The sequence below is a fragment of the Pelagibius sp. CAU 1746 genome (assembly GCF_039839785.1).
In the GTDB taxonomy this organism is placed as follows: Bacteria; Pseudomonadota; Alphaproteobacteria; order Kiloniellales; family Kiloniellaceae; genus Pelagibius.
Window position 1 is genome coordinate 940,765 of the sequence record NZ_JBDOQT010000001.1, and the last position, 24,122, is coordinate 964,886.

A 24,122-nucleotide genomic window follows, 5' to 3' on the forward strand; every position below is an offset into this window, starting at 1 on the left:
AGAACCCCAACCACAGGCCCGGCGACGTGTTGTCTTCCCCGGGTCCCCTTTAGCGATTCGGACAAGACGACCGCTCCCCCGCAAGAAATAGTAAATTAAGGTAAAAACAATGTGAAGTTTGATCTTTATTTCTTCTAGGGGTTTGCCTTGGACCCGGTAAAGTAATCATCGTCCTGCAAGGAATTAGGCCTCGGCGAATGCTGTGGCTGGGCGGCAGCCGCCATTTCGGGCGCCGCCTGCGATCTCGATCGATGTCAAAATAATCTTTTCTTGTCAAAAGTTTAAGGCCGAATTTGGAGGTTCGCCGAATTGCGGGCGGGAAAACCGAGGTCCGTAGGTTTCGGAAATCTCTGCTTAGTAATTGTGATTAAGTTGAATGAAGGAATGATTATTGTTTCCACTTTAACGAGTATTTTTACGGTCGAGGGATTCACGCGGCATTAACCGGCGAGCGAAAATACTGGGCTCATGCAAACCGGATCCGCCACTTTCTCCACGCTTTCCCTGGCCATGATGAAGGCCCTGGGCGTCGAGTCGCCGGGCGCTCCTGCGGGGCCGAAGGCCGGAGCCGTGGCCGCCGCGCCCGTGGCGGCGGGGCCGGTGCCGGCAGCCGAGGGAGCCGGCTCCGATCCGGCGGCCAGCCTGGGGACTGACCCGGGGATTGACCCGGGGATTGACCTGGGGGTCGCCAAGACCATTCCGCGCGGCAGCTTCGTCGACCTCAAGGTCTGACCGCTTCCCCGCGTCCGGGCTGCGTCTTTTTTCCCGCGCTTTCTTGTCGTGCCGCCCGCCCTGGGCCACCATGACGCCATGGGCGCTTCCGACGATTTCGCGACAACTCCCGCCGCCGGCGGCGCGACGGGCGCGCGTTTCGAGCAACGGGTGCCGGAGGGCGACGACCGCCCGCGGCTGGTCTGCGCCGACTGCGGCTTCATCAACTACGAGAATCCCAAGATCGTCGTCGGCTCGGTCGCCGCCTGGGAGGGCCGGATATTGCTGTGCCGGCGCGCCATCGAGCCGCGGCGGGGGTTCTGGACCCTGCCGGCCGGCTACATGGAGTTGAACGAGCGGGCGGAAGAGGGCGCGCGCCGCGAAGCCTGGGAGGAGGCGCGGGCCCGCCTGGAGATCGACCAGTTGCTGGCGGTCTATTCGATCCCGCGAATCTCGCAGGTTCAACTGATCTTCCGGGCGCGCCTGACCTCGCCGCAGGTGGCGGCGGGGCCGGAGACGCTGGAGCTGGACCTTTTCGACTGGCGGGACATTCCCTGGGACCAACTCGCCTTTCCCTCGGTACACTGGGCACTCAAGGACTACCGCGCCGTAAGGGACCAGCGGGTCTTCGCGCCGCGCGGCAATCCTCCAGGGGAGGATGGCGGGTTCAGCCATCCCTAGCGGCCTGTGCTGCCGGAAACGGAAAGCCGAAGGAGACCGCGCCATGACAGACTGCAGAAACCGGTTCGCGCCCTTCGTCCTCGGGCTGTTGCTGTGCGCAGGCCTCAGCGCGCCGGCGCGGTCAGCCGACCCTCTCTTCGCCCACGAACAGCCGCGCTACCGCAGCGGCGCCGAGCTGCTGGAGGACTGCAAGTCGGCCGAGCCCGCGGATCGGGCGCGCTGCGCCGGCTATGTCATGGCGGTGGCCGATATGCTGGGCGGCGCCTCGGCGCGCATCGACGGGCTGCAGGCCTGCCTAAAGGGCGACGAGACCGTGGAGGAATTGCTGGATGTGGTGCGCCGGCACCTGGAGGTCAATCCGGCGCGGGCCGTCCTGAAGGGAGACGGCGCGGTCGCCTATGCCCTGTCGATCTACCGGCCTTGCGCGGACTCCGAGGCCACCTTCGAGGAACGGCTGCGCGAAGGCGTCTCGCCGGAGCGCTGATCCTCCAGCAGCCGGCGGACCGTCCGCAGCTCTGCGCGAAGCTCTTTCAGGTCGTCTTCCAGGCGCTGCGCGTCGCCGTGCGATTGCCGGCTGAACTCGGCCAGCGCCTGCTGGTTCTCGGCGTCATGCTGGCTCTGCATGGCGTTGACGATGATGGCGATGAAGAGGTTCAGCACGGCGAAGCTGGTAATGAGGATGAAGGGCACGAAGAAGGCCCAGGCCAGGGGATAGACCTCCATGACCGGGCGCACGATGCCCATGGACCAACTCTCCAGCGTCATGATCTGGAACAGCGAGTAGGCCGCGGCGCCGATGCTGCCGAACCACTCCGGAAAGGCGCTGCCGAACAGCTTGGTCGCCATCACCGAGAAGACGTAATAGAGCAGCGCCAGCAGCGCGACGATGGAGGCCATGCCGGGGATCGCCCCCAGCAGCGCCTGCACCACCTTGCGCATCGAAGGCACGACGGAGACCAGGCGCAGCACCCGCAGCACGCGCAGCGCCCTCAGCACCGAGAAGGCGGCGGAGGCGGGCACCAGGCTGATGGCCACGACGGCGAAGTCGAAGAGGTTCCAGGGGTCGGCGAAGAAGCGGCGGCGGTAGGTCCAGAGCTTCAGCAGGATCTCGGCGGCGAAGACGGCGATGATGAGGCGGTCGAGCGCAACCAGCAGGCCGCCGGCCGCCGCCATGGCGCGGGGTGACGTCTCCAGGCCCAGGATGGCCGCGTTGAGCAGGATCAGGATGGTGATGCTGCGCTGGAAGGCCACCGACTCGATGAAGCCCTGAAGGCGGGAAGGCGCCGCCTGTTGCGGCTGCGCCGCCGCCGTCGGATTTTCCGTCACGCCGTTGCTCCCCTTCCCGGTCCTGGCTGCTGCGGCTTTAGATGAGGCGCGGGGGCGCCTGCTTCAAGAAGCCGGTGCCCCCGCGCGCTCGCCTTCCAGGAGTGCGCGCTGCCGGCGCAGCGACTCGTAGAGCAGGTCCAAGAGGACGCGGATGCGCGCGGTGCGCTGCAGGTCGGGATGGGTCAGCAGCCAGAGCTCGGTATCGAGGGCGGGAATCGGCGCGCCGAGCCGCCGCAGTGCAGGATTGCCGTCGCCGAGGAAGCAAGGCAGCAGCGCCAGGCCGAGCCCGGCGCGCGCCGCGCCGGCCTGGTTGAGCAGGGAGTTGGAGCGGAAGCCGATGTCGTGGCGGTCGGTGTTCTCGGCGATCCAGCGCGCCGCGGCCGGCGGGCCGGCGCCTTCCTCCCAGGCGATCCAGCGCTGCCCGGCCCAGTGCTCTCGGTCTCGCGTTTCCGCGTCCGGCGGCACAAGTGCGGCGGCGGCGTAGACCGCGCTGGCGACCCCCGCGACGCGGCGCCCGGCCAGGGTCTCCGGCGGGCGGCGCGTGGGGCGCAGCGCGACATCGGCTTCGCGGCGGGTCAGGTTCAGCATGCGGTTGTCGACGATTAGTTCAACCGTGATGTCGGGATAGCGCGCGGTGAAGTCGCCGAGCGCCGGCATGATCATGACTTCGGCGAGGTCGTCCGGCGCGGTGAGACGCAGGCTGCCGGTCAGTCTCAGGTCCTGGCCGCTGAGCCGGCGCTCCAGCGCCTCCACCTCGGCCTCGACCCGCTCGGCGGTGCGCAGCAGATCCTCGCCGGCCGCGGTGGTGACGTAGCTGCCGCCCTGGCGCTCGAAGAGGCGGGCGCCGAGCCGGCCCTCGATGGCGGCCAGGCGGCGGAACACCGTGGAGTGGTTGACCCGCAGGCGCCGCGCCGCGCCGGCCAGGGTCCCCTCGCGGGCGATGGCCAGGAGAGTGCGCAGGTCGCCGGTGATGTCGGGCGTGGGGGTCATGGGCGGCGGCCGCGGGTTTTGGTTGTTTGCATTAATGCAATGAAGGTTTGTTTATTTTGGTTATCGACGTGCGCAAAGGCAAATCATATCTCTCTTCGCACGACCAGCCGACGCGATCTTCCGCCAGCGGAGGCGCGCGCGAAGAGGAGAAATCTCATGATCGATAGCAAAACCGCCCCTTACGCCGCCCTCGTCCTGCGGGTCGCCCTGGGGCTCATGTTTCTGGCCCACAGCCTGGTGCTGAAGGTCATCGTCTTCACCGTTCCCGGCACCGTGGGCTTCTACGAATCCATCGGCCTGCCCGGCAGCTTCGCCTACCTGACCATCCTGGCGGAGGTCGTCGGCGGCATCGCCCTCATCCTCGGCATCCAGGTGCGCCTCGTCGCCCTGGGCGTTCTGCCGGTGCTGATCGGCGCCGTCTGGTTCCATTCCGGCAACGGCTGGGTCTTCTCCAACGAGGGCGGCGGCTGGGAGTACCCGGTCTTTCTCATCGTCGCCCTCGGCGTGCAGGCCCTGCTGGGCGCCGGCGCCCATGCGGTGAATCTGCCGCTGACCGCGTCGCAGCGGGCGGCCCAGAAGGCGTCGGCCTGAAGCGCCCTTCCAAGGCAGGCCTTGCCCGTCACACGCGGGAACACCTCAAGCGGACCAAACGGGGCCGCGTGCTGCCGGTCCCCCTGCTTTCCCCCAAAGCATCGGCGGCGCGCGGCCCTTCTTTTTCGGAAGGAACAAGAACATGAAAGCCCTGATCAACGGCGTCTGGCATTCGCCCGTCGAAGACCGCGCCGCCTATGACGCCGCCCGCGCGGCCCAGCCCGAGGGTCTCTTCCTCCGCTGGGTCAACGCCGATCCGGCCGCGGCCTTTCCCGCCAGGGCCGGGCGCTATCACCTCTACGTTTCCTACGCCTGCCCCTTCGCCCATCGCGCCATCCTCTACCGCGCATTGCTGGGCCTGGAGGAGGTTCTCCCCATGTGGGTGGCGCATCCGCGCTGGAGCGGCCCCGGCGGCTGGACCTTCACACCCGATCCCTGCTTTCCCGAAGTGACGGAAGACGGCGCGAACGGCCTCGACGCGCTGTGGCAGCTTTACGTGAAGGCGGCGCCGGATTTCACCGGCAAGGTGACGGTGCCGGTGCTCTGGGACAGCGAGACCAAGACCATCGTCAGCACCGAATCCGCCGACATCATGCGCATGCTGGACCTTGGTTTCGCCGGCCTGCGCGATAGCGACCTGACGTTTTACCCGGCGCGCCTGCGCGACGACATCGACGCCCTGGGCGGCTTCATCCGCCGCAAGGTGAACGGCGGCGTCTACAAGGCGGGCTTCGCCGCCGACCAGGAGTCCTTCGATGCCGCGGTCGCGGAGTTCTTCGCCGCCCTCGACCATCTGGAAGGCCTGCTCGGCGACGACCGGCCCTACCTGCTGGGCAACTGGGCCACCGAGGCGGATTGGCTGCTGTTCCCGACGCTGGTGCGCCTTGACGCGGTCTATGCCGGCGCCTTGAAGGTGAACCTGAAACGCCTGTCGGACTACCCGAAGCTGGCGGCGCATACGCAGCGCCTCTACGCCGGGCCCGGTGTCGCCGCGACGGTGAAGCTGAACCACGTGAAGCGCCACTACTACGACGACCTGGGCGTCACCAACCCCGCGCTGATCCCGCCGGGTCCGAGAACGCCGTTTGAGGCGGCGGCCTAAGCAGCCTTCGCGGGATCGTGCGCCTTCCCTCATTTCGTCATGCTCGGGCTTGACCCGAGCATCCAGGGCGGCGTCTGCGCGGATGGCCCTGGACCCTCGGGTCAAGCCCGAGGGTGACGACGGGGGAGTAACGCGCGGCAGCGCGCGTCTCGAAGCACGAGGTCAATCGCTCGTTCGAGCAGCTACTTGTTCTGATCCAGGCCGACCAGGGCGCGGGCGAAGTCGCGGGCGGTGAAGGGGCGGAAGTCCTCGGCGCCTTCGCCGACGCCGATCACGTGGACCGGCAGGCCGAACTTCTCGGCCAGGGCGACCAGCACGCCGCCGCGCGCCGAGCCGTCCAGCTTGGTGACGACCAGGCCGGTGACCTCGACCAACTCCTTGAAGGTGCCGACCTGGGTCAGCGCGTTCTGGCCGGTGGTGGCGTCGAGCACCAGCACCACGTGGTGCGGCGCCTCGGGCTCGACCTTCTTGATGACGCGGGCGACCTTCTGCAGCTCGGCCATGAGCTCGGCCCTGTTGTGCAGGCGCCCGGCAGTGTCGATCAGCAGCAGGTCGTCGCCGGCGGCCTTGGCCTGCTCCACCGCCTCGAAGGCGAGGCCCGCCGCATCGGCGCCCTGCTTGCCGGCGACCACGGCGCAGCCGCTGCGCTCGCCCCAGATCTTCAACTGCTCGATGGCGGCGGCGCGGAAGGTGTCGCCGGCGGCGAGACGCACGGACAATCCTTCGCGGCGGTAGTGGGTCGCCAGCTTGCCGATGGTCGTGGTCTTGCCGGAGCCGTTGACGCCGACCACCAGCACCACGTTGGGCTTCTTCGCCGGGTCGAGCGCCAGGGGCCGGGCCACCGGCTCCAGGATACCGGCGATGTCGGCGGCCAGGGCCTCGCGCACCTCCTGCGGGTCGACCTGCTTGTCGAAGCGGGTCTTGGCCAGGTCGGCGGTTAGCTTCGCCGCCGTGGTCACGCCCAGGTCGGCGGTGATCAGCAGCTCTTCCAGTTCCTCCAGCGCCTGGTCGTCCAGCTTGCGCTTGGTGAAGATGCCGGAGATGCCGTCGCCCAGCTTGGAGGACGAGCGGGTCAGGCCCGTCTTCAGGCGCTGGAACCAGCCGCCTTTTTTCTCTTGGGTCGTATCGCTCACGCTGCGGGGGATAGCTTGTGTTGCAGGGGTGCCGCAAGCAGGTTGTCGCCCTCGCGCCCGGTGACGGTCACCTCGACGACGGCGCCGATCTCGGCGCTGTCGAGCAGCACCGGCGCGAAGGTCTCGCTGCGGCCGAGGAAGCGTCCGTCGGTCTCCTGCTTTTCGATGAGGACGGAGGCCGTCCGCCCGACCTGTGACTCGAGGAAGCGGTCCAGGGCCGCGTCGCCGGCGCTGCGCAGCCGCCCCGCGCGTTCCTTGCGCACCGCCATGGGCAGCTGCGGCATCTTCGCCGCCGGGGTGCCCTTGCGCGCCGAATAGGGGAAGACGTGCAGGTAGGTGAGCCCGCAGTCCTCGACCAGTTTCAGGGAGTTCTCGAACATCGCCTCGGTCTCGGTCGGGAAGCCGGCGATGAGGTCGGCGCCGAAGACGACGTCGGGGCGCAGCGCCCGCAGCTCTTCGCAAAGCGCCACGGCCTCGGCGCGCGAATGGCGGCGCTTCATGCGCTTCAGGATCATGTCGTCGCCGGCCTGCAGCGAGAGGTGCAGGTGCGGCATGAGGCGCGGCTCCTCGGCGACCAGGCGCTTCAGGTCCGGGTCCAGTTCGATGGCGTCGATGGAGGAGAGGCGCAAGCGCTGCAAGTCCGGCACCTGGGCCAGCAGGCGGCGGACCATCTGGCCCAGCTTCGGCTGGCCCGGCAGGTCGCCGCCATAAGAAGTGACGTCGACGCCGGTGAGCACCACTTCGGCGGTGCCCTGGTCGACGAGATTGCGCACCTGGCGCACCACCTCGCCCAGCGGCACCGAGCGGCTGTTGCCGCGGCCGTAGGGGATGATGCAGAAGGTGCAGCGGTGATCGCAGCCCTGCTGCACCTGCACGAAGGCGCGGGTGCGCTCGGCGAAACCGTCGATGAGCTGCGGCGCCGTCTCGGTGACGGCCATGATGTCGTTCACCGAAACGCGCGGCGCGTCTTCATCGAGAAAGGACTCTGCCTTCAGCTTTTCCTCGTTGCCGAGAACGCGGTCGACCTCGGTCATGGCGGCGAAGCCCGCGGGGTCGATCTGCGCGGCGCAGCCGGTGACGATGATGCGCGCCTCGGGGTTCTCGCGCCGTGCCTTGCGGATCGCCTGGCGCGCCTGGCGCTCGGCCTCGCCGGTGACGGCGCAGGTATTGACGATGATCGCGTCTTCTAGCCCCGCCGCCTCGGCGTGGCCGCGCATGACCTCCGACTCATAGGCGTTGAGGCGGCAGCCGAAGGTGAGGATGCGCGGTCCGTTGTTCTGGGGAGACGTCACGCCAGGAACTCCCCGTTCAGCACGCCGTGGAAGGAGGTCGCGACCGGGCCGGTCATCTCCACGTGGCCGTTCTCCAGCCACTCGATGGTCAGCGGCCCGCCGGTCAGCACGACTTCCACCTTGCGGCCGGTCAGGCCGCGGCGCGCGGCGGCCACGGCGGCGGCGCAGGCGCCGGTGCCGCAGGCGCGGGTCTCGCCGACGCCACGCTCCCAGACGCGCAGGCGCAGCTTGTCCTCGCCGATGACTTCGGCGGCGCCGATGTTGGCGCGCTCGGGGAAGAGGGGATGGTGCTCCAGGGCCGGGCCCAGTTCCGCCAGCGGCAGCTTCTCCACGCCCTCGACGAAGAAGACCGCGTGGGGGTTGCCCATGCTGACGCCCACCGGGTCGGCCAGGGGGCCGTTGTCGATGCCGAGATGCAGGGTGTCGCGCTCTTCCGCGAGCGGGATGTCCTGCCAGCCGAGCCGCGCCTCGCCCATGTCCACGGTCACGAGTCCGGGTCCGGCGGCCTTGGCCCGCAGCAGGCCCGCGTTGGTCTCGATGGTGATCGCCTCGCGCCCCAGCTCGCCCATGACCAGGGCGGCGACGCAGCGCGTGCCGTTGCCGCAGGCCCCGACTTCGCCGCCGTCGTGGTTGCGGATGCGCAGGAAGACGTCGGCGCTGCCGTTCGCCGGCGGCTCCAGGATCAGCAGCTGGTCGCAGCCCACGCCCTCGCGGCGGTCGGCGATGGCCTTGGCCAGGGCGTCCGTCAGCGCGAAGGGCTCGGTCCGGGCGTCCACGACCACGAAGTCGTTGCCCAGCCCGTGCATCTTGATGAAGGGGCGGCTGCTCATAGCGGGGTTATATGGCCGCGGGGGCCGATAAGTCCAGGGAGACCGGCGCTGGGCTGTCCTGCGCGTTCTGCCCCAAAACCGCCACGCTCCCGCCCTCTTACCGCGCGTTTGTGGCGTCACGATGACGTATCGCGCGCGGGCAGGGGGCCGCGCGCCGATCCAAGGGGGAGTAGATGACTATGAAACGTTTGATTTCGCTGGCAGCAAGGGGGGCCGTGACGGCCGGCCTCGTCGCCCTGCTCGCCGGCTGCGCCAACCAGATCCAGACCACCTCCGGCACGCGCTATCTGGACGGCTACGGCACCCCGGCGGCGGCTTCCGGCCCCGAGGCGGCGCCTGCGGGCGCCTACGCAGGGCCCGCCGGGTCCGTCGACGCCGAGATCGCCGCGGCGGCCAATGTCGAGCCGCAACTGCGCTTCCCGGCCCGCCTGGGCCTGGCGCGCATCGACCGGGGCGGGCTGGTGCCGGTGCCGGCGGCAGAAGCGGCGGCCTGGCGCGGTCTTGCCGAGCGCCTGGGCAGCGGCTACGGCGAGTTCGTGCCGATTTCGCCGCTGATCAGCGCCCTGGCCACGCCGGCCGAGCGGGCGGTCGACCAGCGGGATGGGGGCCGGACCTACCGCAGCGGCCTCGCGGAGACGGTCCGCCGCATCCGCCTGGGCGCGGCGCGCCAGCACGTCGACGCGGTGCTGATCTACGAAACCTTCGGCAGCTCCGAGGGCACCGACAACGTGCTCGCCATCACCAAGGTCGCCCTGATCGGCTTCTTCCTGCCCACCGAGGACGTGAAAGCCGAGGGGGCCGCCCAGGCGGTGCTGGTCGACGTGCGCAATGGCTATACCTACGGCACCGCCTCGGCGACCTCGGCCCAGCCCAGCTACCGCCTCACCACCTCCGGCAACAGCTCGGCGGTGCAGGCGCAGGCCCGCGGCGAGGCCGAAGTCCGCGCGGTGGAGAACCTGACCGGCGAAGTTGAGGCTATGGTCCGCGACCTGCGCCTGGCCCTGGCCGAGCGCCGGGCGGCGCCCCGGAACGGGCAGCAGAACACGCAATAGCATGCAGCGGGCAGGGGCCGGGGCGGCGTCGTCCCGGCCTCTTCGCGCGCTCGGCAGGGTGTTCTAGCGGAAAGGTTGTTCCCGGTGTGCGATGCTCTACGGACGCGATTCGTGGGGGAATCCGGGGCTTCTGCTTCGCCATGGGGCAAAAAAGTGGCTTTATCCGCTTGGATTAGCGGATAAAAATAGCGTGATTCATGTTGATTTCCGTCGCGTCTCACTCTAGGTGTTAACGCGGTGACGGACACGGAAGGTCAGAAGCCGCAGGCTCGGTACATCGCTCCAGGCTCTTGGCCTACATCGATGAACGTCCGTCCCTGAGTCTTCCCCGACATTTTTGTGTCTTCACCCGGCCCGGGCGGCAATGTTCCGGGACGCACTACGTTGAAGTTCGAAGGAAGACCCAGACCATGATCACGGGAACCGTGAAATTTTTTAACACCACCAAGGGCTTTGGTTTCATCGCGCCCGAGGACGGCTCCAAGGACGTTTTCGTCCACATCTCCGCCGTCGAGCGTTCGGGCATGGGCCCGCTGGTCGAAGGCCAGAAGGTGAGCTTCGAAGTCCAGGCCGACCCGCGCGGCCCCAAGGCGGTGAACATTCAGGCCGCTGACTAAGCTCCAAAGCCGACAGTCCTGAAAAGACCGAAAAGCTTTTCGATCCGGCCGCCCAGGTAAGGGCGGCCGTTTTCGTTTGGCGGCGGTCCGCCGCCTTATCTTTTGTCTGGGGAGCCAGGCAAGGGCGGCCGCTTTCGTTTCCGGGGCTTTCGCCGCCCGTCATTCGTCCGGGGGCCAGGTAAGGGCGGCCGTTTTCGTCTCGGGATCCGGGTTTTGGCCGGATTCCCGGGCTTGACCTTGGGCTCCCGGCCCCTTAAGTTCCGCGCCATTCAGGCCAAGGTGACTTGACCGGCTCAAAGCCCCATCCGCTTGGGGCGGCCCCGCCAGTCCGCGAGTTTCGCGCACTGGCGCGAAGTGCGTTGGCGATTTGATGTAATTCAGGACTGACTGACACCCGATGTTCGATAGCCTTCAAGAACGGCTTTCAGGCGTTTTCGACAAGCTGACGCGCCGCGGCGCGCTCAGCGAGGCGGACGTCACGGCCGCCCTGCGCGAGGTGCGCGTGGCCCTCTTGGAGGCCGACGTCGCCCTGCCGGTGGTGAAGGACTTCGTCGAGGGTGTGCGCGAGAAGGCGGTCGGCCAGGAGGTCCTGCGCTCCGTCACCCCGGGCCAGATGGTCGTCAAGATCGTCCACGACCACCTGATCGAGACCCTGGGCAGCGAGAGCGTCGGCATCGACCTGCGCGCCACGGCGCCGGTCGGCATCATGCTGGTCGGCCTGCAGGGCTCCGGCAAGACCACCAGCTGCGCCAAGATCGCCAAGCGCCTGCAGGAGCGCGAGAAGAAGAAGGTCCTCATGGCCTCCCTCGATGTGCGCCGCCCGGCTGCGCAGGAGCAGTTGAAGGTCCTGGGCGAGCAGGCCTTCGTCGCCACCCTGCCCATCGTCCCCGGCGAGCCGCCGGTGGCCATCGCCAAGCGCGCCATGCAGACCGGCGCCCTGGAAGGCTACGACGTGGTCATGCTCGACACTGCCGGGCGCCTGGCCATCGACGAGGAGCTGATGGCCGAGGTGGCGGCGGTGCGCGACGCCGCCAAGCCGCACGAGAGCCTGCTGGTCGCCGACGCCATGACCGGCCAGGACGCGGTCACCGTGGCCAGCGCCTTCAAGGAGCGGGTCGACCTCACCGGCATCGTGCTGACCCGCGTCGACGGCGATGCGCGCGGCGGCGCGGCCTTGTCCATGCGCGCGGTCACCGGCTGCCCCATCAAGCTGATCGGCGTCGGCGAGAAGCTCGACGCCCTGGAGGGCTTCCACCCGGACCGCGTGGCCTCGCGCATCCTCGGCATGGGCGACGTGGTCTCCCTGGTCGAGAAGGCGGCCGAGACCATCGAGGCCGAAGAGGCCGAGAAGCTGGCCAAGAAGCTGCAGAAGGGCACCTTCGACCTGGACGACTTCGCCAAGCAGCTTCAGCAGATGCAGAAGATGGGCGGCCTCTCCAGCATGATGGGCATGCTGCCGGGCATGAACTCGGCGCAGATGCAGCAGATCAAGAACGCCAAGGTCGACGACGGCATGGTCAAGCGCCAGTTGGCGGTGCTGTCCTCCATGACACCCAAGGAACGCCAGAAGCCGGAGATCATCAAGGCCTCGCGCAAGCAGCGCATCGCCGCCGGCTCGGGCACCACGGTGCAGGAAGTGAACAAGCTGCTGAAGCAGCACAAGGACGCGACCCGCGTGATGAAGCGGGTCCAGAAGATGGGCAAGAAGGGCATGATGCGCGGCGGGCTTGGCGGCCTGCTGGGCGGCGGAAATCCCTTCGGTTGATGCCATAGAGAAACCTCACGAGACACAGAAGACCATCCGATCAGAAAGCGAGTAACAGAATGTCCCTGAAGATCCGTTTGTCCCGCGGCGGCGCCAAGAAGCGCCCCTACTACCGCATCGTCGTCGCCGACTCGCGCAGCCCGCGCGACGGCCGCTTCATCGAGCGCATCGGCTCCTACAACCCGATGCTGGCCAAGGACCATCCGGAGCGCGTGGTGCTGAACACCGAGCGCGCCAAGCATTGGCTGTCGGTCGGCGCCACGCCGAGCGACCGTGTGACCCGCTTCCTGGCCGCCGTCGACCTGGGTCCGGCGCGCCACATCCCGAAGCAGACCAAGAAGCACCTGCCGGGCCAGAAGGCGCAGGAGCGCGCGGCCGAGGCCGAAGAGGCCAAGAAGGCGGCCGAGGAAGCAGCGGCGGCCGAGGCCGCGGCGCCCGCCGAGGAAGCCCCTGCGGAAGAGGCCCCTGCGGAAGAGGCCCCTGCGGAAGAGGCTGCGGCCGAAGAGGAAGCCAAGGCCGAGTAGCGGCCGGCGTGCCCGTTCGGGGAGAGGCCCGGGCCGATGGCTGAGGACCGCGCAGGCCCCGATCTCGTCTGCTTGGGGGTCATGGTCGGCGCGCACGGCGTGCGCGGCCTGGTGAAGGTCAAGACCTTCACCGAAGCCCCCGAGGACGTGGCGGCCTACGGCCCGGTCAGCGACAAGGCCGGCAGGCGCCGCTGGACGCTGCAGGTGACCGGTCCGGCCCCCGGCAAGCGGGACGTGGTGCTGGCGAAGGTCGAGGGGGTCGGCGACCGCGACGCGGCCCAGGCCCTGCACGGCACCGAGCTCTACGTCGAACGCTCGGCCCTGCCGGCGCTGGCGGAGGAGGAGACCTTCTACCACGCCGACCTGATCGGCCTCAGCGTCGAGGACCCGGAAGGCCGGGAACTGGGCAAGGTGGCGGCGGTGGAGAACTACGGCGCCGGCGACTTCCTGGAGGTCGTGCGCAAGGGAGACGGCAAGGGCGGCGGGAAGACCCTGCTGCTGGCCTTCACCCGGGCCGTGGTGCCGGAGGTGGATATCGCCGGCGGGCGCCTGGTGGCGCTGCCGCCGGCGGAGATCGAGGTGCCGCCGGAAGGCGCGCGGCCGGGAGCGGAGGAAGAGCCTGAAACTTAACTTCTCCGGGGTTAAGTTCCGGGGCTCGGAAAGTGCCGCGCCGGACCTTGGAAAGGCTGGACAAAACCGGTCCCGGAGGTCATAAAGCGCCGCTTCGGCGGTTGTGTGCGCCCGCCGGGGAGTTTTGTCGGGCCGGAAGAGTGGTTGCGAGGTCCCATGGCTGCATGGCGCTCGGTGGTCCTGACGATCTTCCCGGAGATGTTTCCGGGGCCCCTGGGGCAGAGCCTCGCGGGCAAGGCCCTGGAGGGCGGGATCTGGTCGCTCGACGTCCTGGACATCCGGGATTTCGCGCGCGATAAACACCGCAGCGTCGACGATGCCCCCTTTGGGGGCGGCGCCGGCATGGTGATGCGCCCCGACGTGGTGGATACGGCCCTGGCCGCCGCCGCGCAGAAGTGGGCGCCGGAAGACAGTTCGGATGACCGGGCGACGGTCGGGAAGGCGCCGGTCATCTACCTCTCGCCCCGGGGGCGCCTGCTGACGCAGGACCTGGTGCGGGATTTGGCGGCGGGGCCGGGTGTCACCTTGCTCTGCGGCCGCTACGAGGGGGTCGATCAACGGGTCCTGGAGGCCCGCGACGTCCTGGAGGTTTCCGTCGGCGACTACATCCTGTCCGGCGGCGAACCGGCGGCCCTGGTGTTGATGGACGCGGTCGTCCGTCTGCTGCCGGGCGTCATGGGGAACGTGACCAGCCCGGACGAGGAGTCGTTCGGGGCGGAAGGTTTCGAGGGGCTGCTGGAGTATCCCCTCTACACGCGGCCCGCCGAGTGGCAGGGCCGCAAGGTGCCCGAGGTCTTGACCTCCGGGCATCACGAGAAAGTCCGCCAGTGGCGCCGGGCCCGGGCGGAGGAGATTACGAAACTGCGCCGCCCGGATCTCTGGGCGCGCTACACGAAGGGCCGGGGCTGACGCGCCGGCGACAGTAAGGATAGAGAGTCATGAACCTCATCGAACAGATCGAGAGCGAGCAGATTGGCAAGCTGACCGCCGAGGGCGAGCCGCCGGTCTTCGCTCCGGGCGACACCCTGCGCGTCAACGTGAAGGTTGTCGAGGGCACGCGCGAGCGCATCCAGGCTTTCGAGGGCGTCTGCATCGCGCGCCGCAACCGCGGCCTGAACTCGGCCTTCACCGTGCGCAAGCTGTCCTACGGCGAAGGCGTCGAGCGCGTCTTCCCGCTCTACAGCCCGCGGATCGACTCCATCGAGGTGGTGCGCCGCGGCGACGTGCGCCGCGCCAAGCTCTACTACCTGCGGGGCCGCACCGGTAAGGCCGCGCGCATCCGCGAGCAGACCACCGGCCACAGCGGCAAGCTGGAGGCCGCGGCGCGCGAGGAAGCCGCCCAGGCCAAGGCCGAGAGAAGCAAGGCGGCGAAGGCCGAGGGCTAACGCCTTTCCGGCCGGGCGCCCTCGCCGGGCGCGGGTCCGAGACGTCTTTCGGGGGGCCTGCCCGCCTGCTTTTCATCAGCAGGCCGGCGGGCTCCTTTCGTTTCGGAGGGCCGCATCGCCGCGCTTTTCGACCGGGCGGGCTCTTTTCTGTCTGCCGGTGGGGCGCTATGCTCCCGCCCCGCTCGCGCCCGGTCGTTCGGGCGAAGGCCGAAAGGGATAATCAGGCTGGCACCGAGGCCAGGCAGGCAACGTAAGGAACGAGAGAGATGTCCGCGCCGCGTACGCTATTTGACAAGATCTGGGACAGCCATGTGGTGGAGCGCCAGGATGACGGGACCTGCCTGATCTACATCGACCGCCACCTGGTTCACGAGGTGACCTCGCCCCAGGCCTTCGAGGGATTGCGCCTGGCCGGGCGCAAGGTGCGCCACCCCGAGGCGACGCTGGCGGTGCCGGACCATAACGTGCCGACCACCGACCGCTCCAAGGGCATCGAAGACGAGGAAAGCCGTATCCAGGTCGAGACGCTGGAGAAGAACTGCGCCGACTTCGGCGTGCCGATCTTCGACATGAACGACCACCGCCAGGGCATCGTCCACATCATCGGCCCGGAGCAGGGCTTCACCCTGCCGGGCATGACCATCGTCTGCGGCGACAGCCACACCGCCACCCACGGCGCCTTCGGTGCGCTGGCCTTCGGCATCGGCACCTCCGAGGTGGAGCATGTGCTGGCCACCCAGACGCTGATCCAGTCGCCGGCCAAGAACATGCGCATCACGGTCGAGGGCGCCCTGCCGCTCGGCATCACCGCCAAGGATCTGATCCTCGCGATCATCGGCAAGATCGGCACCGCCGGCGGCACCGGCCACGTCATCGAGTACGCCGGCCAGGCGGTCCGCGACCTCTCCATGGAAGGCCGCATGACGGTCTGTAACATGTCGATCGAGGGCGGCGCCCGGGCCGGGCTCATCGCGCCGGACGAAACCACCTTCGACTACGTCAAGGGCCGCGCCATGGCTCCCAAGGCCGGCGCCTTCGAACAGGCGCTGACCTATTGGCGCTCGCTGCCTTCCGACGAGGGTGCGCGCTACGACAAGGAAATCGCCCTCGCGGTCTCCGAGATCGATCCGCAGGTCACCTGGGGCACCAGCCCCGAGGACGTGGTGGCGGTCACCGGGCGCGTGCCCAACCCTGAATCGGCGCGCGACGAGAACAAGCGCCAGGCCATGATCCGCGCTCTGGAATACATGGGCCTGCAAGCCGACATGCCGGTCACCGACATCAGGATCGACAAGGTCTTCGTCGGCTCCTGCACCAACGGGCGCATCGAGGATCTGCGCGAGGCGGCGGCGGTGGCCGAGGGCCGCAAGGTGGCCGAGGGCGTGCAGGCCCTGGTCGTGCCGGGCTCCGGCCTGGTGAAGGAGCAGGCCGAGCAGGAGGGCTTGGACAAGGTCTTCCTGGAGGCCGGCTTCGAATGGCGCGAGCCGGGCTGTTCCATGTGCCTGGCGATGAACGCCGACCGGCTGCAGCCGGGCGAGCGCTGCGCCTCCACCTCCAACCGCAACTTCGAAGGACGCCAGGGCCGCGGCGGGCGCACCCACCTGGTGAGCCCCGGCATGGCGGCGGCGGCGGCGGTGAAGGGCCACCTCACCGACGTGCGGGACCTGTAGCGGGAGCTCCGGCGCTGCGCCGGCAAGGACGGCCATGACCGACTTCCTGCTGGCCAACGAAGCCATACTGCGAATCGCCTTGTTCCTGGGCGTACTGGGAATCCTGGCGCTGGCCGAAGCGGCGCTGCCGCGCCGCCGGCGCGAGATCCCGCGCCTCCTCCGCTGGACCGGCAACCTCGGCATCGTCGTGCTCGATACCGTGATCCTGCGCCTCGTCTTTCCGGTGGTCGCCGTGGGTTTGGCCCTGACGGCCGAGGCGCGCGGCTGGGGCTTCTTCAACGTCTTCGAGGTTCCGGGCTGGCTCGCCTTCATCGCCTCGGTGGTGCTGCTGGACCTCGCCATCTATCTGCAGCACGTGATGTTCCACGCCGTGCCGGCGCTGTGGCGGCTGCACCGCATGCACCATGCCGACCTGGAATTCGACGTCACCACCGGCCTGCGCTTTCATCCGCTCGAGATCCTGCTGTCGATGGGTATCAAGCTCGCCGTGGTCGCTGCGTTGGGGCCGCCGGCCGTGGCCGTGCTGGTCTTCGAGGTGCTGCTGAACGCCACGGCCATGTTCAATCATTCGAACCTCAAGCTGCCGCCGGCGCTGGACCGCGTGCTGCGCCGGGTCGTCGTGACCCCCGACATGCACCGGGTCCACCACTCCATCCACCCGGACGAGACCAACAGCAACTTCGGCTTCAATCTGCCCTGGTGGGACCGGCTGCTCGGCACCTACCGGGACCAGCCGCGCGATGGCCACGAGGCCATGACCATCGGCATCGAGCAGTTCCGCACGCGCCGCGATCTCTGGCTCGACCGCATGCTGATCCAGCCGTGGCGGGGGCCCGCAAGCGGCTATCCCATCAACCGGCGAGGCGGCTAGGGCCCGTGCCGCCCGACGGCGCCGGATGGCGCTACTCCCAAGATGCCATGGAAATAGGGCCTCCGAGCGATGTAGGAACTTCCCGGTGGCAGTCCATCAAGGACGCTGGCCGTCCACGCAATAGTCACGCTTTCCGATCCATCGACTGACCCCAATGAGCTAAGCCTCCCAGTGAGAACAGCGGATGACGGAGCAGAAATTTCCGTAATGGAAATCTGGGCTTTTGTCTGCGATCACGTCGGCCTTAACGTTTCCAAACGTTGTGTGGGGCTTGTGTTTGATCCCGTCGTAGAATGCTTGAATGATGTCTTCCTTGAAGTGCGGCGCTCTCGGAAATGCAGCAACGACTGCATCGCGAATACTATCGGAGTACTGATCGTAGGTCAGGCCGAGCACATCCATCTCCACGCCCGCCGTGGTCAGCGCCACCACCGGATGCATAAACTCGGGTACACCGGGAGTGGTGTGCAGCGCGATGCCGGTCCAGACTTTTTCAATATCTGATGGATCAACATTGTAGCTTTGAAGAAAGGCGCGCGCAGCATTGGCGCCATCGACTTCGAAGCGGAGGTTCTCGCTGCTGTGCGAAGGCATAAGCCCGATATCATGAAACATCGTCGCCGCATAAAGCAGTTCGAGGTTGCAGGTGAGGTTCCGCTGCTGTCCGGCAAGCGCGCCAAAAAAGAAGACGCGGCTGGAATGATTGAACAGGAGCTCGCTTTCAGTATCTCGAACAAACTCGGTAATGGCGCGGCCAAGGTAGCTATCGGGGACCGCTATTCCGTTGACGCTCGCAGAGCGAAAAGTGTCAGCCATCATTCCTCTCCTATCAAGAAGGGCGTCCGACAGTCCACGGACCGTGCCGTGGCGCATGCGAGGGATCGCCCTTGTGTGGCTTAGGTCGTTATCGAGAGGAGTCTTGTTGGCTGCAATCATGGCGACCGTGGATTTTCTGCCATGTTGGATATATATCCTGCCCAGCCCCTATTCGGGGATGGTTGCGACGGCAGGAGGGTGGTTATGCCGACAAAAGACGTTGCACTGATCATCCATGAGGGGGTGCAGTGCCTCGATGTTGCAGGACCACTTGATGTCTTCGCGGAAGCAAATCGCTTTTTGAACGAAGACGATGGCTATCGTTGTCTGGTTCTTGCCGAAACAACTGCGCTCATCCAAGGCTCCAACGGGATGTCTTTAGCTGCGCACTGCAGTTTCGAAGAGGCGGCCCGTGTTTTTCATACTGTTCTTGTTGCCGGTGGGCCGACCTTGGCGGAGCGCCACCGTGATGAAAGCATGGTGGCTTGGCTTCAAGAGTGGGGCGTACGGGCAGAACGATACGGTTCAATATGTACGGGCGCGTTCATCCTTGGCCATGCCGGATTGCTCGACGGCCGACTTGTTACAACGCACTGGCAGAATGCCGACAGTCTCCAGAATAAGTTTCCTGCGGCTCGCGTCGAGCATGATCGTATATTTGCTCGCGATGGTCGTCTTGTGACTTCGGCCGGTGTAACAGCGGGCATCGACCTTGCGTTAGCGCTTGTTAGAGAAGATCACGGCGAACAGGTCGCTCTTGCTTGCGCAAAACGCTTGGTGGTCGTAGCTCAGCGCCAAGGCGGTCAATCCCAATTCAGCCCGCTACTGCTGCCATCAAGTGATCCAATGACACCTTTGGGTAAAGTTCAAGCCTATGTCATTGAGCATTTGAGCGAGCCATTTCCGGTGGAACGCCTTGCCTCCATTGCCGGAACGAGCACGCGCACCATGGCCAGGCTTTTTGTAAAAGAGCTTGGCATCACTCCACACGATTTCATCGAAAGCATTCGTCTGGATCATGCCCGGAATCTACTTGAAGCAACCGACTTCGCGCTTAAAGCGATAGCATTTGACTGCGGTTTCGGCACTCCAGAGCAGATGCGCAGTGTTTTCCAGCGCAGGTTGGGGTTAAGCCCGTTGCGGTATCGTGAAAATTTCCAAACGACGCAGTCTCTGGGGATGCGCTAGCTTTGGCGACGCGTCGGGCCAATAAAATCGTCAGCGCCACTCTGTCATATAACCATTCCTCTCTGCCGCCCCAAGTGCCCCGATATCGACCCGCCCTGCACGACGCCCATGACCTCGCGGCCGAGTTGACGGTCGGTGAGGAGCTGCGCCGGTAGAGGGTGCGACCGTCCTTGCTGCCGGTGGTGTCGCCCTGTTCGATATGGCGCTACTCCCAATGAGCCGGCGGTTTCCGGCCGTTTGCGCCTTTAGGTTGCCGGAGCCGGGGTGGCATGGAAGCGGCCGCTGTGATCCTATAGGGCGGAGTTGTTCCGCCGCGTGGAAATGAAGGGAACGAGCGATCATGCTGCGCAAGGCCGCGTGGGTTTTCTCTTTGGTGGTGATGGTTCTGGCCGCCGGTGCCGTGACGCTGGGGCCGCGTCCCGCGGCTGCCGAGGCCTTGCCGCTGGCGTTGTCCCGGGAATTGAGCAGCGGCATCGCCGCCGCCGGCACCGACGATGAGGTTCAGACCCTCACGGTGCTGGAGCGGTTCTACCGGGCGCGGGCGCATCGTCCGCTGTGGATACTGGATGACGCCGCCGGGCCGCGCGCGGAAAAGCTCTCCGACCTGCTGATCGCCGCCGACCTGGACGGCCTCGACCCCGCCGACTACCGCGCCGGGCAGGTGAAGGCGCTGCTGGGCGCCACGGCGACGGAAGACCTCGCCCGCCTCGAGGTGCTGCTGAGCCTCGGGCTGGTGCGCTACGCCGCCGATCTGGGCCAGGGCCGTACCACGCCGCACGTCGCCGACCCGGAGCTCTTCGTCTTCCGTGAGGAGGTGCAGAAAGCCGACGTTCTGACCGCGGCCTCCGAGGCCGGCGATCTCGACAGCTTCATCGATGCCTACCGGCCGCAGACGGTACGCTACGACCGTCAGAAGGTGGCGCTGGCCGAATACCGGGCCCTGGCCCTGCAGGGCGGCTGGCAGCCGATCCCCGAGGGCGACACCCTGAAGCCGGGCATGAGCGACCCGCGCGTCGGGCTGCTGCGCCAGCGTCTGCGCCTGGTCGGCGACCTGAAGCCGCAGAACGACCTGGCGGCCAACGGCGGCGATGCGAACTTCTACGACGCCCAGATGGAGACGGCGGTCAAGTGGATGCAGTACCGCCACGGCCTGGCCCAGGACGGCGCGGTGGGGCCGAAGACCCTGGCCGAGCTCAACGTGCCCATCGAAAGGCGCATCGAGCAGATGATCCTGAACCTGGAGCGGCGGCGCTGGATGCCCGACGACCTGGGGCAGCGCTACATCTTCGTCAACCTCGCCGACTTCCTGCTGAAGCTGGTCGACGAACCCAGGACCCTGCTGGATATGCCGGTGGTCGTCGGCAAGCCCTTCCACCGCACGCCGATCTTCAGCCACGTCATGACCTATGTGGAGATCAATCCCTACTGGAACGTGCCGCCCTCGATCGCGCGCAACGAACTGCTGCCGAAGATCCAGCAGGACGTCTCCTATCTGTCGCAGAACAACTACGTGCTGTTCAGCGACTGGAGCAGCGGGGCCACGGTGATCGACCCGCGGTCCATCGACTGGTCGCAGGTCAGCAAGGCGAGCTTTCCCTACAAGATCCGCCAGGACTCCGGCGAGGGCAATGCGCTGGGACGGGTGAAGTTCATGTTCCCCAACCGCTTCAACATCTATCTGCACGACACCCCGGCCAAGTCGCTGTTCAGCCGCGCCGAGCGCGCCTTCAGCCACGGCTGCATCCGGGTGCAGAACCCGCCGCTGCTGGCCGAACACGTGCTGTCCGCCACCCAGGGCTGGGACCGGGCGCGCATCGAGGAGGCCATCGCCTCGGGCGAACGCACCATCGTCACCTTGAGCGAGCCGCTGCCGGTGCACATCACCTACCTGACCTCCTGGGTCAACAAGGACGGCAGCGTGCACTTCCGCAGCGACATCTACGAACGCGACGCGGCCCTGGTCCGGGCGCTCTCGGGCTCGCGCGCGGGCCGGCTGCGCTGACCGCGGGCGGCGCGGAGCCTTCCTCCGGCGTTAACCATTTCCCGGCTTTTTCGCCTTATTGCTGCCGGAAAGCTCAGGTCTACTGCCTGCGCACGATGATGGCGGAGGCCAGGATTTCAGCGGATTTTCCCTGCCGCGTTGCCTCGACTCGGCAAATTGTGTAATTCGTTAACGCTCCGTTCGTGATTGTGGGCGCAATCTGGGGGCGGAACAAAACCGGACCCGCTGAAAAGAGGACCTGAGGCGGCATGGACCTGAAGGCTTCCCCTTCCTTGCTGACGGGCGCGCTGACGCGCCGCCGTTTTCTCACCGGCACTGCCGCGGGGGCCGCGGCCCTCTCCACCGTGACCCTGCTTCCCGATCTGGCTTTCGCGGCCAAGGAACTGCCGGGCACGCGCAGCCTCGATTTCCACAACCTGCACACCGGGGAAGAAGTCGGCGCGACCTATCTGCGCGACGGCATCCTCCAGCCCGAGGGGCTGCAGCGGCTGAACCACGCGCTGCGCGACTGGCGCACAGGGGAGGTCTGGGAGATGGACCCCAAGCTGCTGGACCTGCTCTACGCCCTGCGCCGGCGGATGGACAGCAAGGCCCCCTTCGAGCTGATTTCCGGCTACCGTTCGCCCAAGACCAACGCCACGCTGGCCTCCAACAGCAACGGCGTGGCCAAGCGCTCCCTGCACATGCGCGGCATGGCCACGGACATCCGCCTGCCCGAGCGCGACCTCAAGGCCCTGCACAAGACGGCGCGCGCCCTGCAGGTCGGCGGCGTCGGCCTGTACAGCAAGTCGGGCTTCGTCCACGTCGACACCGGCCGGGTGCGCTACTGGGGCTCCTGAGTCCTTAGGACCCAGGGCCTAAAGGTCGGCCTTCCGGTCTCTCCGAAATACCATTCTTTGCTGGCCCCTTCAGCTTGCGGCGGTCCTGCGCAGCAAGGTTTTGACCTTTGCGCGGGATTTTCTATGATCCGCCTCCGGCACCCGACGCCGCCGCCGCTCCAGCCGAGGGCGGCCGGCGTGCGGCGGGCCGCCGCCCAAGGAGATGCGGATCGATGGAAAAGTTCACTACCCTCACCGGGGTCGCTGCCCCCATGCCTCTGGTCAATATCGACACCGATATGATCATCCCGAAGCAGTTCCTGAAGACGGTGCAGCGCACCGGGCTTTCCAAGGGATTGTTCTACGAGATGCGCTTCGACGAGAACGGCGAGGCGAAGGATGGCTTCGTGCTCGACCAGCCGGCCTACCGGAACACCCAGATCCTGGTGACCGGGGAGAACTTCGGCTGCGGCTCCAGCCGCGAGCACGCGCCCTGGGCGCTGCTCGACGCCGGCATCCGCTGCGTCATCGCGCCCAGCTTCGCCGACATCTTCTACAACAACTGCTTCAAGAACGGCATCCTGCCCATCGCCCTGCCGCAGGAGCAGGTGGACCTGCTGATGGACGACGCCTCGCGCGGCGCCAACGCCATCGTCACGGTGGACCTGGAGAAGCAGGAGATCACCGGCCCCGACGGCGGCACCATCAAGTTCGACATCGATCCCTTCCGCAAGCACTGCCTGCTGAACGGCCTGGACGACATCGGCCTGACCTTGCAGAAGGAAGACAAGATCGCCGCCTTCGAGGAGAAGCGGAAGACGGCCCAGCCCTGGGCCTGAGGGGTTCCACCACGAAGGGCGGGCGGCCGTGTCCGGCCGCCGCTTCCCCGTCATTGCATTCGCACGGCCCGCCTCGGGCCGGCATTCGGTATCCACGGGCCGCGAGGGCCGACATTCGTTAGGGAGGAGACGCGAAAGATGGCGTCCAACAAGAAGCTTTTGATCCTGGCCGGCGACGGCATCGGCCCGGAGGCCATGACCCAGGTGCGCCGGGTCGTCGACTGGATGGACAAGCGCCGCTCGGTCGGTTTCGACATCGACGAGGGCCTGGTCGGCGGCGCCGCCATCGACGCCGAGGGCGCGCCGGTCAGCGACGCCACGGTGGAAAAGGCGATGAACTCCGACGCGGTGCTGCTGGGCGCCGTCGGCGGGCCGAAATGGGACGACCTGCCCTTCGCCCAAAAGCCGGAGCGCGGCCTGCTGCGGCTGCGCAAGGACATGGTGCTCTTCGCCAACCTGCGCCCCGCGCTCTGCTTCGATGCCCTGGTCGACGCCTCGGCGCTGAAGCCGGAACTGGTCTCCGGCCTCGACATCATGATCGTGCGTGAGCTGACCGGCGGCATCTACTTCGGCGAGCCGCGCGGCATCGAGGACTTGCCCGACGGCACCCGCCGCGGCATCAACACCCAGGTCTACACCACGCCGGAGATCCAGCGCGTCGCCCGCGTCGCCTTCGACCTGGCCAAGAAGCGCGGCAACCGCCTCTGCTCGGTGGAGAAGGCCAACGTCATGGAGTCCGGCGTGCTGTGGCGCGAGGAGGTGACCAAGCTGGGCGCCGCCGAGTTCCCGGAGGTCGAGCTCAGCCACATGTACGCCGACAACTGCGCCATGCAGCTGGTCCGCAACCCCAAGCAGTTCGACGTCATCGTCACCGACAACCTTTTCGGCGACATCCTGTCGGACGCCGCGGCCATGCTGACCGGCTCGCTGGGCATGCTGCCTTCGGCCTCCCTGGGCGCGGCGGACGCCGCGGGCCGCCGCATGGCGCTCTACGAGCCGGTACACGGTTCGGCCCCGGACATCGCCGGCCAGAACAAGGCCAATCCGCTGGCCACCCTGCTCAGCTTCGCCATGATGCTGCGCTACTCCTTCGACCTGGGCGACGACGCCGATCTCATCGAGCAGGCGGTGCAGGACGTGCTGGCCGCGGGCAAGCGCACCGGCGATATCGCCAAGCCGGGCCAGCCGGTGGTTTCCACCAGCGAGATGGGCGACGCCATCCTGGCCGCTCTCGATCAACGCGCGGCCTGAGAGTCGCGGAATCCCAGGGCTGAAGGCCGCTCGGGGGG

General features: G+C 67.3%; 25 protein-coding genes. 19 read left to right on the forward strand and 6 right to left on the reverse strand.

Annotation, left to right across the window (positions count from 1 at the left end; genetic code table 11):
• The first annotated feature begins 468 nt into the window (after positions 1 to 468).
• The 3 genes from AAFN88_RS04455 to AAFN88_RS04465 are packed head-to-tail and all read left to right on the forward strand — an operon-like array spanning position 469 to position 1,876.
• On the forward strand, positions 469 to 732 hold the full coding sequence (locus AAFN88_RS04455; RefSeq protein WP_347518518.1) for a hypothetical protein: 264 nt from the start codon (positions 469 to 471) through the stop codon (positions 730 to 732).
• 48 nt (positions 733 to 780) lie between these two features.
• Positions 781 to 1,392, forward strand: a complete 612-nt coding sequence (locus AAFN88_RS04460; protein WP_347518520.1) for an NUDIX hydrolase — start codon at positions 781 to 783, stop codon at positions 1,390 to 1,392.
• A 43-nt stretch (positions 1,393 to 1,435) separates the two neighbouring features.
• Entirely contained in the window at positions 1,436 to 1,876 is a 441-nt protein-coding gene (locus AAFN88_RS04465) for a Rap1a/Tai family immunity protein (protein WP_347518522.1), read from the forward strand.
• Here the strand turns inward: AAFN88_RS04465 and AAFN88_RS04470 are convergent.
• On the reverse strand, positions 1,804 to 2,718 hold the full coding sequence (locus AAFN88_RS04470; protein WP_347518523.1) for an ion transporter: 915 nt from the start codon (positions 2,716 to 2,718) through the stop codon (positions 1,804 to 1,806). The genes AAFN88_RS04465 and AAFN88_RS04470 overlap by 73 nt on opposite strands.
• A gap of 63 nt (positions 2,719 to 2,781) precedes the next feature.
• Positions 2,782 to 3,708, reverse strand: a complete 927-nt coding sequence (locus AAFN88_RS04475) for a LysR family transcriptional regulator (RefSeq protein ID WP_347518524.1) — start codon at positions 3,706 to 3,708, stop codon at positions 2,782 to 2,784.
• A gap of 156 nt (positions 3,709 to 3,864) precedes the next feature.
• Between AAFN88_RS04475 and AAFN88_RS04480 the strand changes: the two genes are divergently transcribed.
• The gene (locus AAFN88_RS04480; protein ID WP_347518525.1) at positions 3,865 to 4,299 is read left to right on the forward strand and encodes a DoxX family protein; all 435 of its coding nucleotides are present in this window, start codon (positions 3,865 to 3,867) and stop codon (positions 4,297 to 4,299) included.
• A 142-nt stretch (positions 4,300 to 4,441) separates the two neighbouring features.
• Positions 4,442 to 5,401 (forward strand): glutathione S-transferase C-terminal domain-containing protein, encoded by a 960-nt coding sequence (locus tag AAFN88_RS04485; RefSeq protein ID WP_347518526.1) that lies wholly within the window; start codon positions 4,442 to 4,444, stop codon positions 5,399 to 5,401.
• Between the two features lie 182 nt (positions 5,402 to 5,583).
• Here AAFN88_RS04485 and ftsY read toward each other — a convergent pair whose 3' ends face one another.
• The 3 genes from ftsY to dapF are packed head-to-tail and all read right to left on the reverse strand — an operon-like array spanning position 5,584 to position 8,656.
• A complete protein-coding gene (gene ftsY, locus AAFN88_RS04490) occupies positions 5,584 to 6,534 on the reverse strand; it encodes a signal recognition particle-docking protein FtsY (RefSeq protein ID WP_347518527.1) in 951 nt (316 codons plus the stop codon).
• The gene (gene mtaB / locus AAFN88_RS04495; RefSeq protein WP_347518528.1) at positions 6,531 to 7,826 is read right to left on the reverse strand and encodes a tRNA (N(6)-L-threonylcarbamoyladenosine(37)-C(2))-methylthiotransferase MtaB; all 1,296 of its coding nucleotides are present in this window, start codon (positions 7,824 to 7,826) and stop codon (positions 6,531 to 6,533) included. Before mtaB ends, ftsY begins: the two co-directional genes overlap by 4 nt.
• Positions 7,823 to 8,656, reverse strand: a complete 834-nt coding sequence (dapF, locus tag AAFN88_RS04500) for a diaminopimelate epimerase (RefSeq protein ID WP_347518530.1) — start codon at positions 8,654 to 8,656, stop codon at positions 7,823 to 7,825. The genes mtaB and dapF overlap by 4 nt, the downstream gene beginning before the upstream one ends.
• A gap of 179 nt (positions 8,657 to 8,835) precedes the next feature.
• Here dapF and AAFN88_RS04505 point away from each other — a divergent pair, with 179 nt between their 5' ends.
• The 9 genes from AAFN88_RS04505 (at position 8,836) to AAFN88_RS04545 (ending at position 17,170) form a co-directional block, all read left to right on the forward strand.
• Positions 8,836 to 9,708: a hypothetical protein gene (locus tag AAFN88_RS04505; protein WP_347518531.1), complete on the forward strand. Its 873-nt coding sequence runs from the start codon at positions 8,836 to 8,838 to the stop codon at positions 9,706 to 9,708.
• A 410-nt stretch (positions 9,709 to 10,118) separates the two neighbouring features.
• Entirely contained in the window at positions 10,119 to 10,325 is a 207-nt protein-coding gene (locus AAFN88_RS04510) for a cold-shock protein (protein ID WP_193367037.1), read from the forward strand.
• A 397-nt stretch (positions 10,326 to 10,722) separates the two neighbouring features.
• Positions 10,723 to 12,090: a signal recognition particle protein gene (ffh, locus tag AAFN88_RS04515; protein WP_347518532.1), complete on the forward strand. Its 1,368-nt coding sequence runs from the start codon at positions 10,723 to 10,725 to the stop codon at positions 12,088 to 12,090.
• Positions 12,091 to 12,149: 59 nt separating this feature from the next.
• A complete protein-coding gene (rpsP, locus tag AAFN88_RS04520) occupies positions 12,150 to 12,614 on the forward strand; it encodes a 30S ribosomal protein S16 (RefSeq protein ID WP_347518533.1) in 465 nt (154 codons plus the stop codon).
• Between the two features lie 36 nt (positions 12,615 to 12,650).
• The gene (gene rimM, locus AAFN88_RS04525; protein WP_347518535.1) at positions 12,651 to 13,244 is read left to right on the forward strand and encodes a ribosome maturation factor RimM; all 594 of its coding nucleotides are present in this window, start codon (positions 12,651 to 12,653) and stop codon (positions 13,242 to 13,244) included.
• 156 nt (positions 13,245 to 13,400) lie between these two features.
• Positions 13,401 to 14,153, forward strand: a complete 753-nt coding sequence (gene trmD, locus AAFN88_RS04530) for a tRNA (guanosine(37)-N1)-methyltransferase TrmD (RefSeq protein WP_347518537.1) — start codon at positions 13,401 to 13,403, stop codon at positions 14,151 to 14,153.
• A gap of 29 nt (positions 14,154 to 14,182) precedes the next feature.
• Positions 14,183 to 14,629 carry a 50S ribosomal protein L19 gene (rplS, locus tag AAFN88_RS04535; protein ID WP_347518538.1) on the forward strand — a complete coding sequence of 149 codons (447 nt, stop codon included), beginning with the start codon at positions 14,183 to 14,185 and terminating at the stop codon, positions 14,627 to 14,629.
• Between the two features lie 266 nt (positions 14,630 to 14,895).
• Positions 14,896 to 16,299, forward strand: coding sequence for a 3-isopropylmalate dehydratase large subunit (leuC, locus tag AAFN88_RS04540; protein WP_347518540.1), 1,404 nt, complete (start codon positions 14,896 to 14,898; stop codon positions 16,297 to 16,299).
• Positions 16,300 to 16,333: 34 nt separating this feature from the next.
• The gene (locus AAFN88_RS04545; RefSeq protein ID WP_347518542.1) at positions 16,334 to 17,170 is read left to right on the forward strand and encodes a sterol desaturase family protein; all 837 of its coding nucleotides are present in this window, start codon (positions 16,334 to 16,336) and stop codon (positions 17,168 to 17,170) included.
• Between the two features lie 159 nt (positions 17,171 to 17,329).
• On the opposite strand, the gene AAFN88_RS04550 is transcribed toward AAFN88_RS04545, so the two are convergent.
• Positions 17,330 to 17,986, reverse strand: coding sequence for an HD domain-containing protein (locus AAFN88_RS04550; RefSeq protein WP_347518543.1), 657 nt, complete (start codon positions 17,984 to 17,986; stop codon positions 17,330 to 17,332).
• A gap of 204 nt (positions 17,987 to 18,190) precedes the next feature.
• Between AAFN88_RS04550 and AAFN88_RS04555 the strand changes: the two genes are divergently transcribed.
• From AAFN88_RS04555 to leuB, 5 genes are all read left to right on the forward strand, one after another.
• Positions 18,191 to 19,174, forward strand: a complete 984-nt coding sequence (locus tag AAFN88_RS04555; protein WP_347518545.1) for a GlxA family transcriptional regulator — start codon at positions 18,191 to 18,193, stop codon at positions 19,172 to 19,174.
• 340 nt (positions 19,175 to 19,514) lie between these two features.
• Positions 19,515 to 21,176 carry a L,D-transpeptidase family protein gene (locus tag AAFN88_RS04560; RefSeq protein ID WP_347518547.1) on the forward strand — a complete coding sequence of 554 codons (1,662 nt, stop codon included), beginning with the start codon at positions 19,515 to 19,517 and terminating at the stop codon, positions 21,174 to 21,176.
• Positions 21,177 to 21,424: 248 nt separating this feature from the next.
• Positions 21,425 to 22,015: a DUF882 domain-containing protein gene (locus AAFN88_RS04565; protein ID WP_347518549.1), complete on the forward strand. Its 591-nt coding sequence runs from the start codon at positions 21,425 to 21,427 to the stop codon at positions 22,013 to 22,015.
• Positions 22,016 to 22,227: 212 nt separating this feature from the next.
• Complete coding sequence (leuD, locus tag AAFN88_RS04570) at positions 22,228 to 22,833, forward strand: 3-isopropylmalate dehydratase small subunit (RefSeq protein ID WP_347518550.1); 606 nt, start codon at positions 22,228 to 22,230, stop codon at positions 22,831 to 22,833.
• 138 nt (positions 22,834 to 22,971) lie between these two features.
• Positions 22,972 to 24,084 carry a 3-isopropylmalate dehydrogenase gene (gene leuB / locus AAFN88_RS04575; RefSeq protein ID WP_347518552.1) on the forward strand — a complete coding sequence of 371 codons (1,113 nt, stop codon included), beginning with the start codon at positions 22,972 to 22,974 and terminating at the stop codon, positions 24,082 to 24,084.
• Positions 24,085 to 24,122: the final 38 nt, after the last annotated feature.

Coding starts and splice junctions, on each gene's coding strand:
- AAFN88_RS04455 (WP_347518518.1), top strand. CDS start 469: ATGCAAACCGGATCCGCCACTTTCTCCACGCTTTCCCTGGCCATGATG.
- AAFN88_RS04465 (WP_347518522.1), top strand. CDS start 1,436: ATGACAGACTGCAGAAACCGGTTCGCGCCCTTCGTCCTCGGGCTGTTG.
- AAFN88_RS04475 (WP_347518524.1), bottom strand. CDS start 3,708: ATGACCCCCACGCCCGACATCACCGGCGACCTGCGCACTCTCCTGGCC.
- AAFN88_RS04480 (WP_347518525.1), top strand. CDS start 3,865: ATGATCGATAGCAAAACCGCCCCTTACGCCGCCCTCGTCCTGCGGGTC.
- AAFN88_RS04485 (WP_347518526.1), top strand. CDS start 4,442: ATGAAAGCCCTGATCAACGGCGTCTGGCATTCGCCCGTCGAAGACCGC.
- dapF (WP_347518530.1), bottom strand. CDS start 8,656: ATGAGCAGCCGCCCCTTCATCAAGATGCACGGGCTGGGCAACGACTTC.
- AAFN88_RS04505 (WP_347518531.1), top strand. CDS start 8,836: ATGAAACGTTTGATTTCGCTGGCAGCAAGGGGGGCCGTGACGGCCGGC.
- AAFN88_RS04510 (WP_193367037.1), top strand. CDS start 10,119: ATGATCACGGGAACCGTGAAATTTTTTAACACCACCAAGGGCTTTGGT.
- ffh (WP_347518532.1), top strand. CDS start 10,723: ATGTTCGATAGCCTTCAAGAACGGCTTTCAGGCGTTTTCGACAAGCTG.
- rpsP (WP_347518533.1), top strand. CDS start 12,150: ATGTCCCTGAAGATCCGTTTGTCCCGCGGCGGCGCCAAGAAGCGCCCC.
- rimM (WP_347518535.1), top strand. CDS start 12,651: ATGGCTGAGGACCGCGCAGGCCCCGATCTCGTCTGCTTGGGGGTCATG.
- trmD (WP_347518537.1), top strand. CDS start 13,401: ATGGCTGCATGGCGCTCGGTGGTCCTGACGATCTTCCCGGAGATGTTT.
- rplS (WP_347518538.1), top strand. CDS start 14,183: ATGAACCTCATCGAACAGATCGAGAGCGAGCAGATTGGCAAGCTGACC.
- leuC (WP_347518540.1), top strand. CDS start 14,896: ATGTCCGCGCCGCGTACGCTATTTGACAAGATCTGGGACAGCCATGTG.
- AAFN88_RS04545 (WP_347518542.1), top strand. CDS start 16,334: ATGACCGACTTCCTGCTGGCCAACGAAGCCATACTGCGAATCGCCTTG.
- AAFN88_RS04550 (WP_347518543.1), bottom strand. CDS start 17,986: ATGGCTGACACTTTTCGCTCTGCGAGCGTCAACGGAATAGCGGTCCCC.
- AAFN88_RS04555 (WP_347518545.1), top strand. CDS start 18,191: ATGCCGACAAAAGACGTTGCACTGATCATCCATGAGGGGGTGCAGTGC.
- AAFN88_RS04560 (WP_347518547.1), top strand. CDS start 19,515: ATGCTGCGCAAGGCCGCGTGGGTTTTCTCTTTGGTGGTGATGGTTCTG.
- AAFN88_RS04565 (WP_347518549.1), top strand. CDS start 21,425: ATGGACCTGAAGGCTTCCCCTTCCTTGCTGACGGGCGCGCTGACGCGC.
- leuD (WP_347518550.1), top strand. CDS start 22,228: ATGGAAAAGTTCACTACCCTCACCGGGGTCGCTGCCCCCATGCCTCTG.
- leuB (WP_347518552.1), top strand. CDS start 22,972: ATGGCGTCCAACAAGAAGCTTTTGATCCTGGCCGGCGACGGCATCGGC.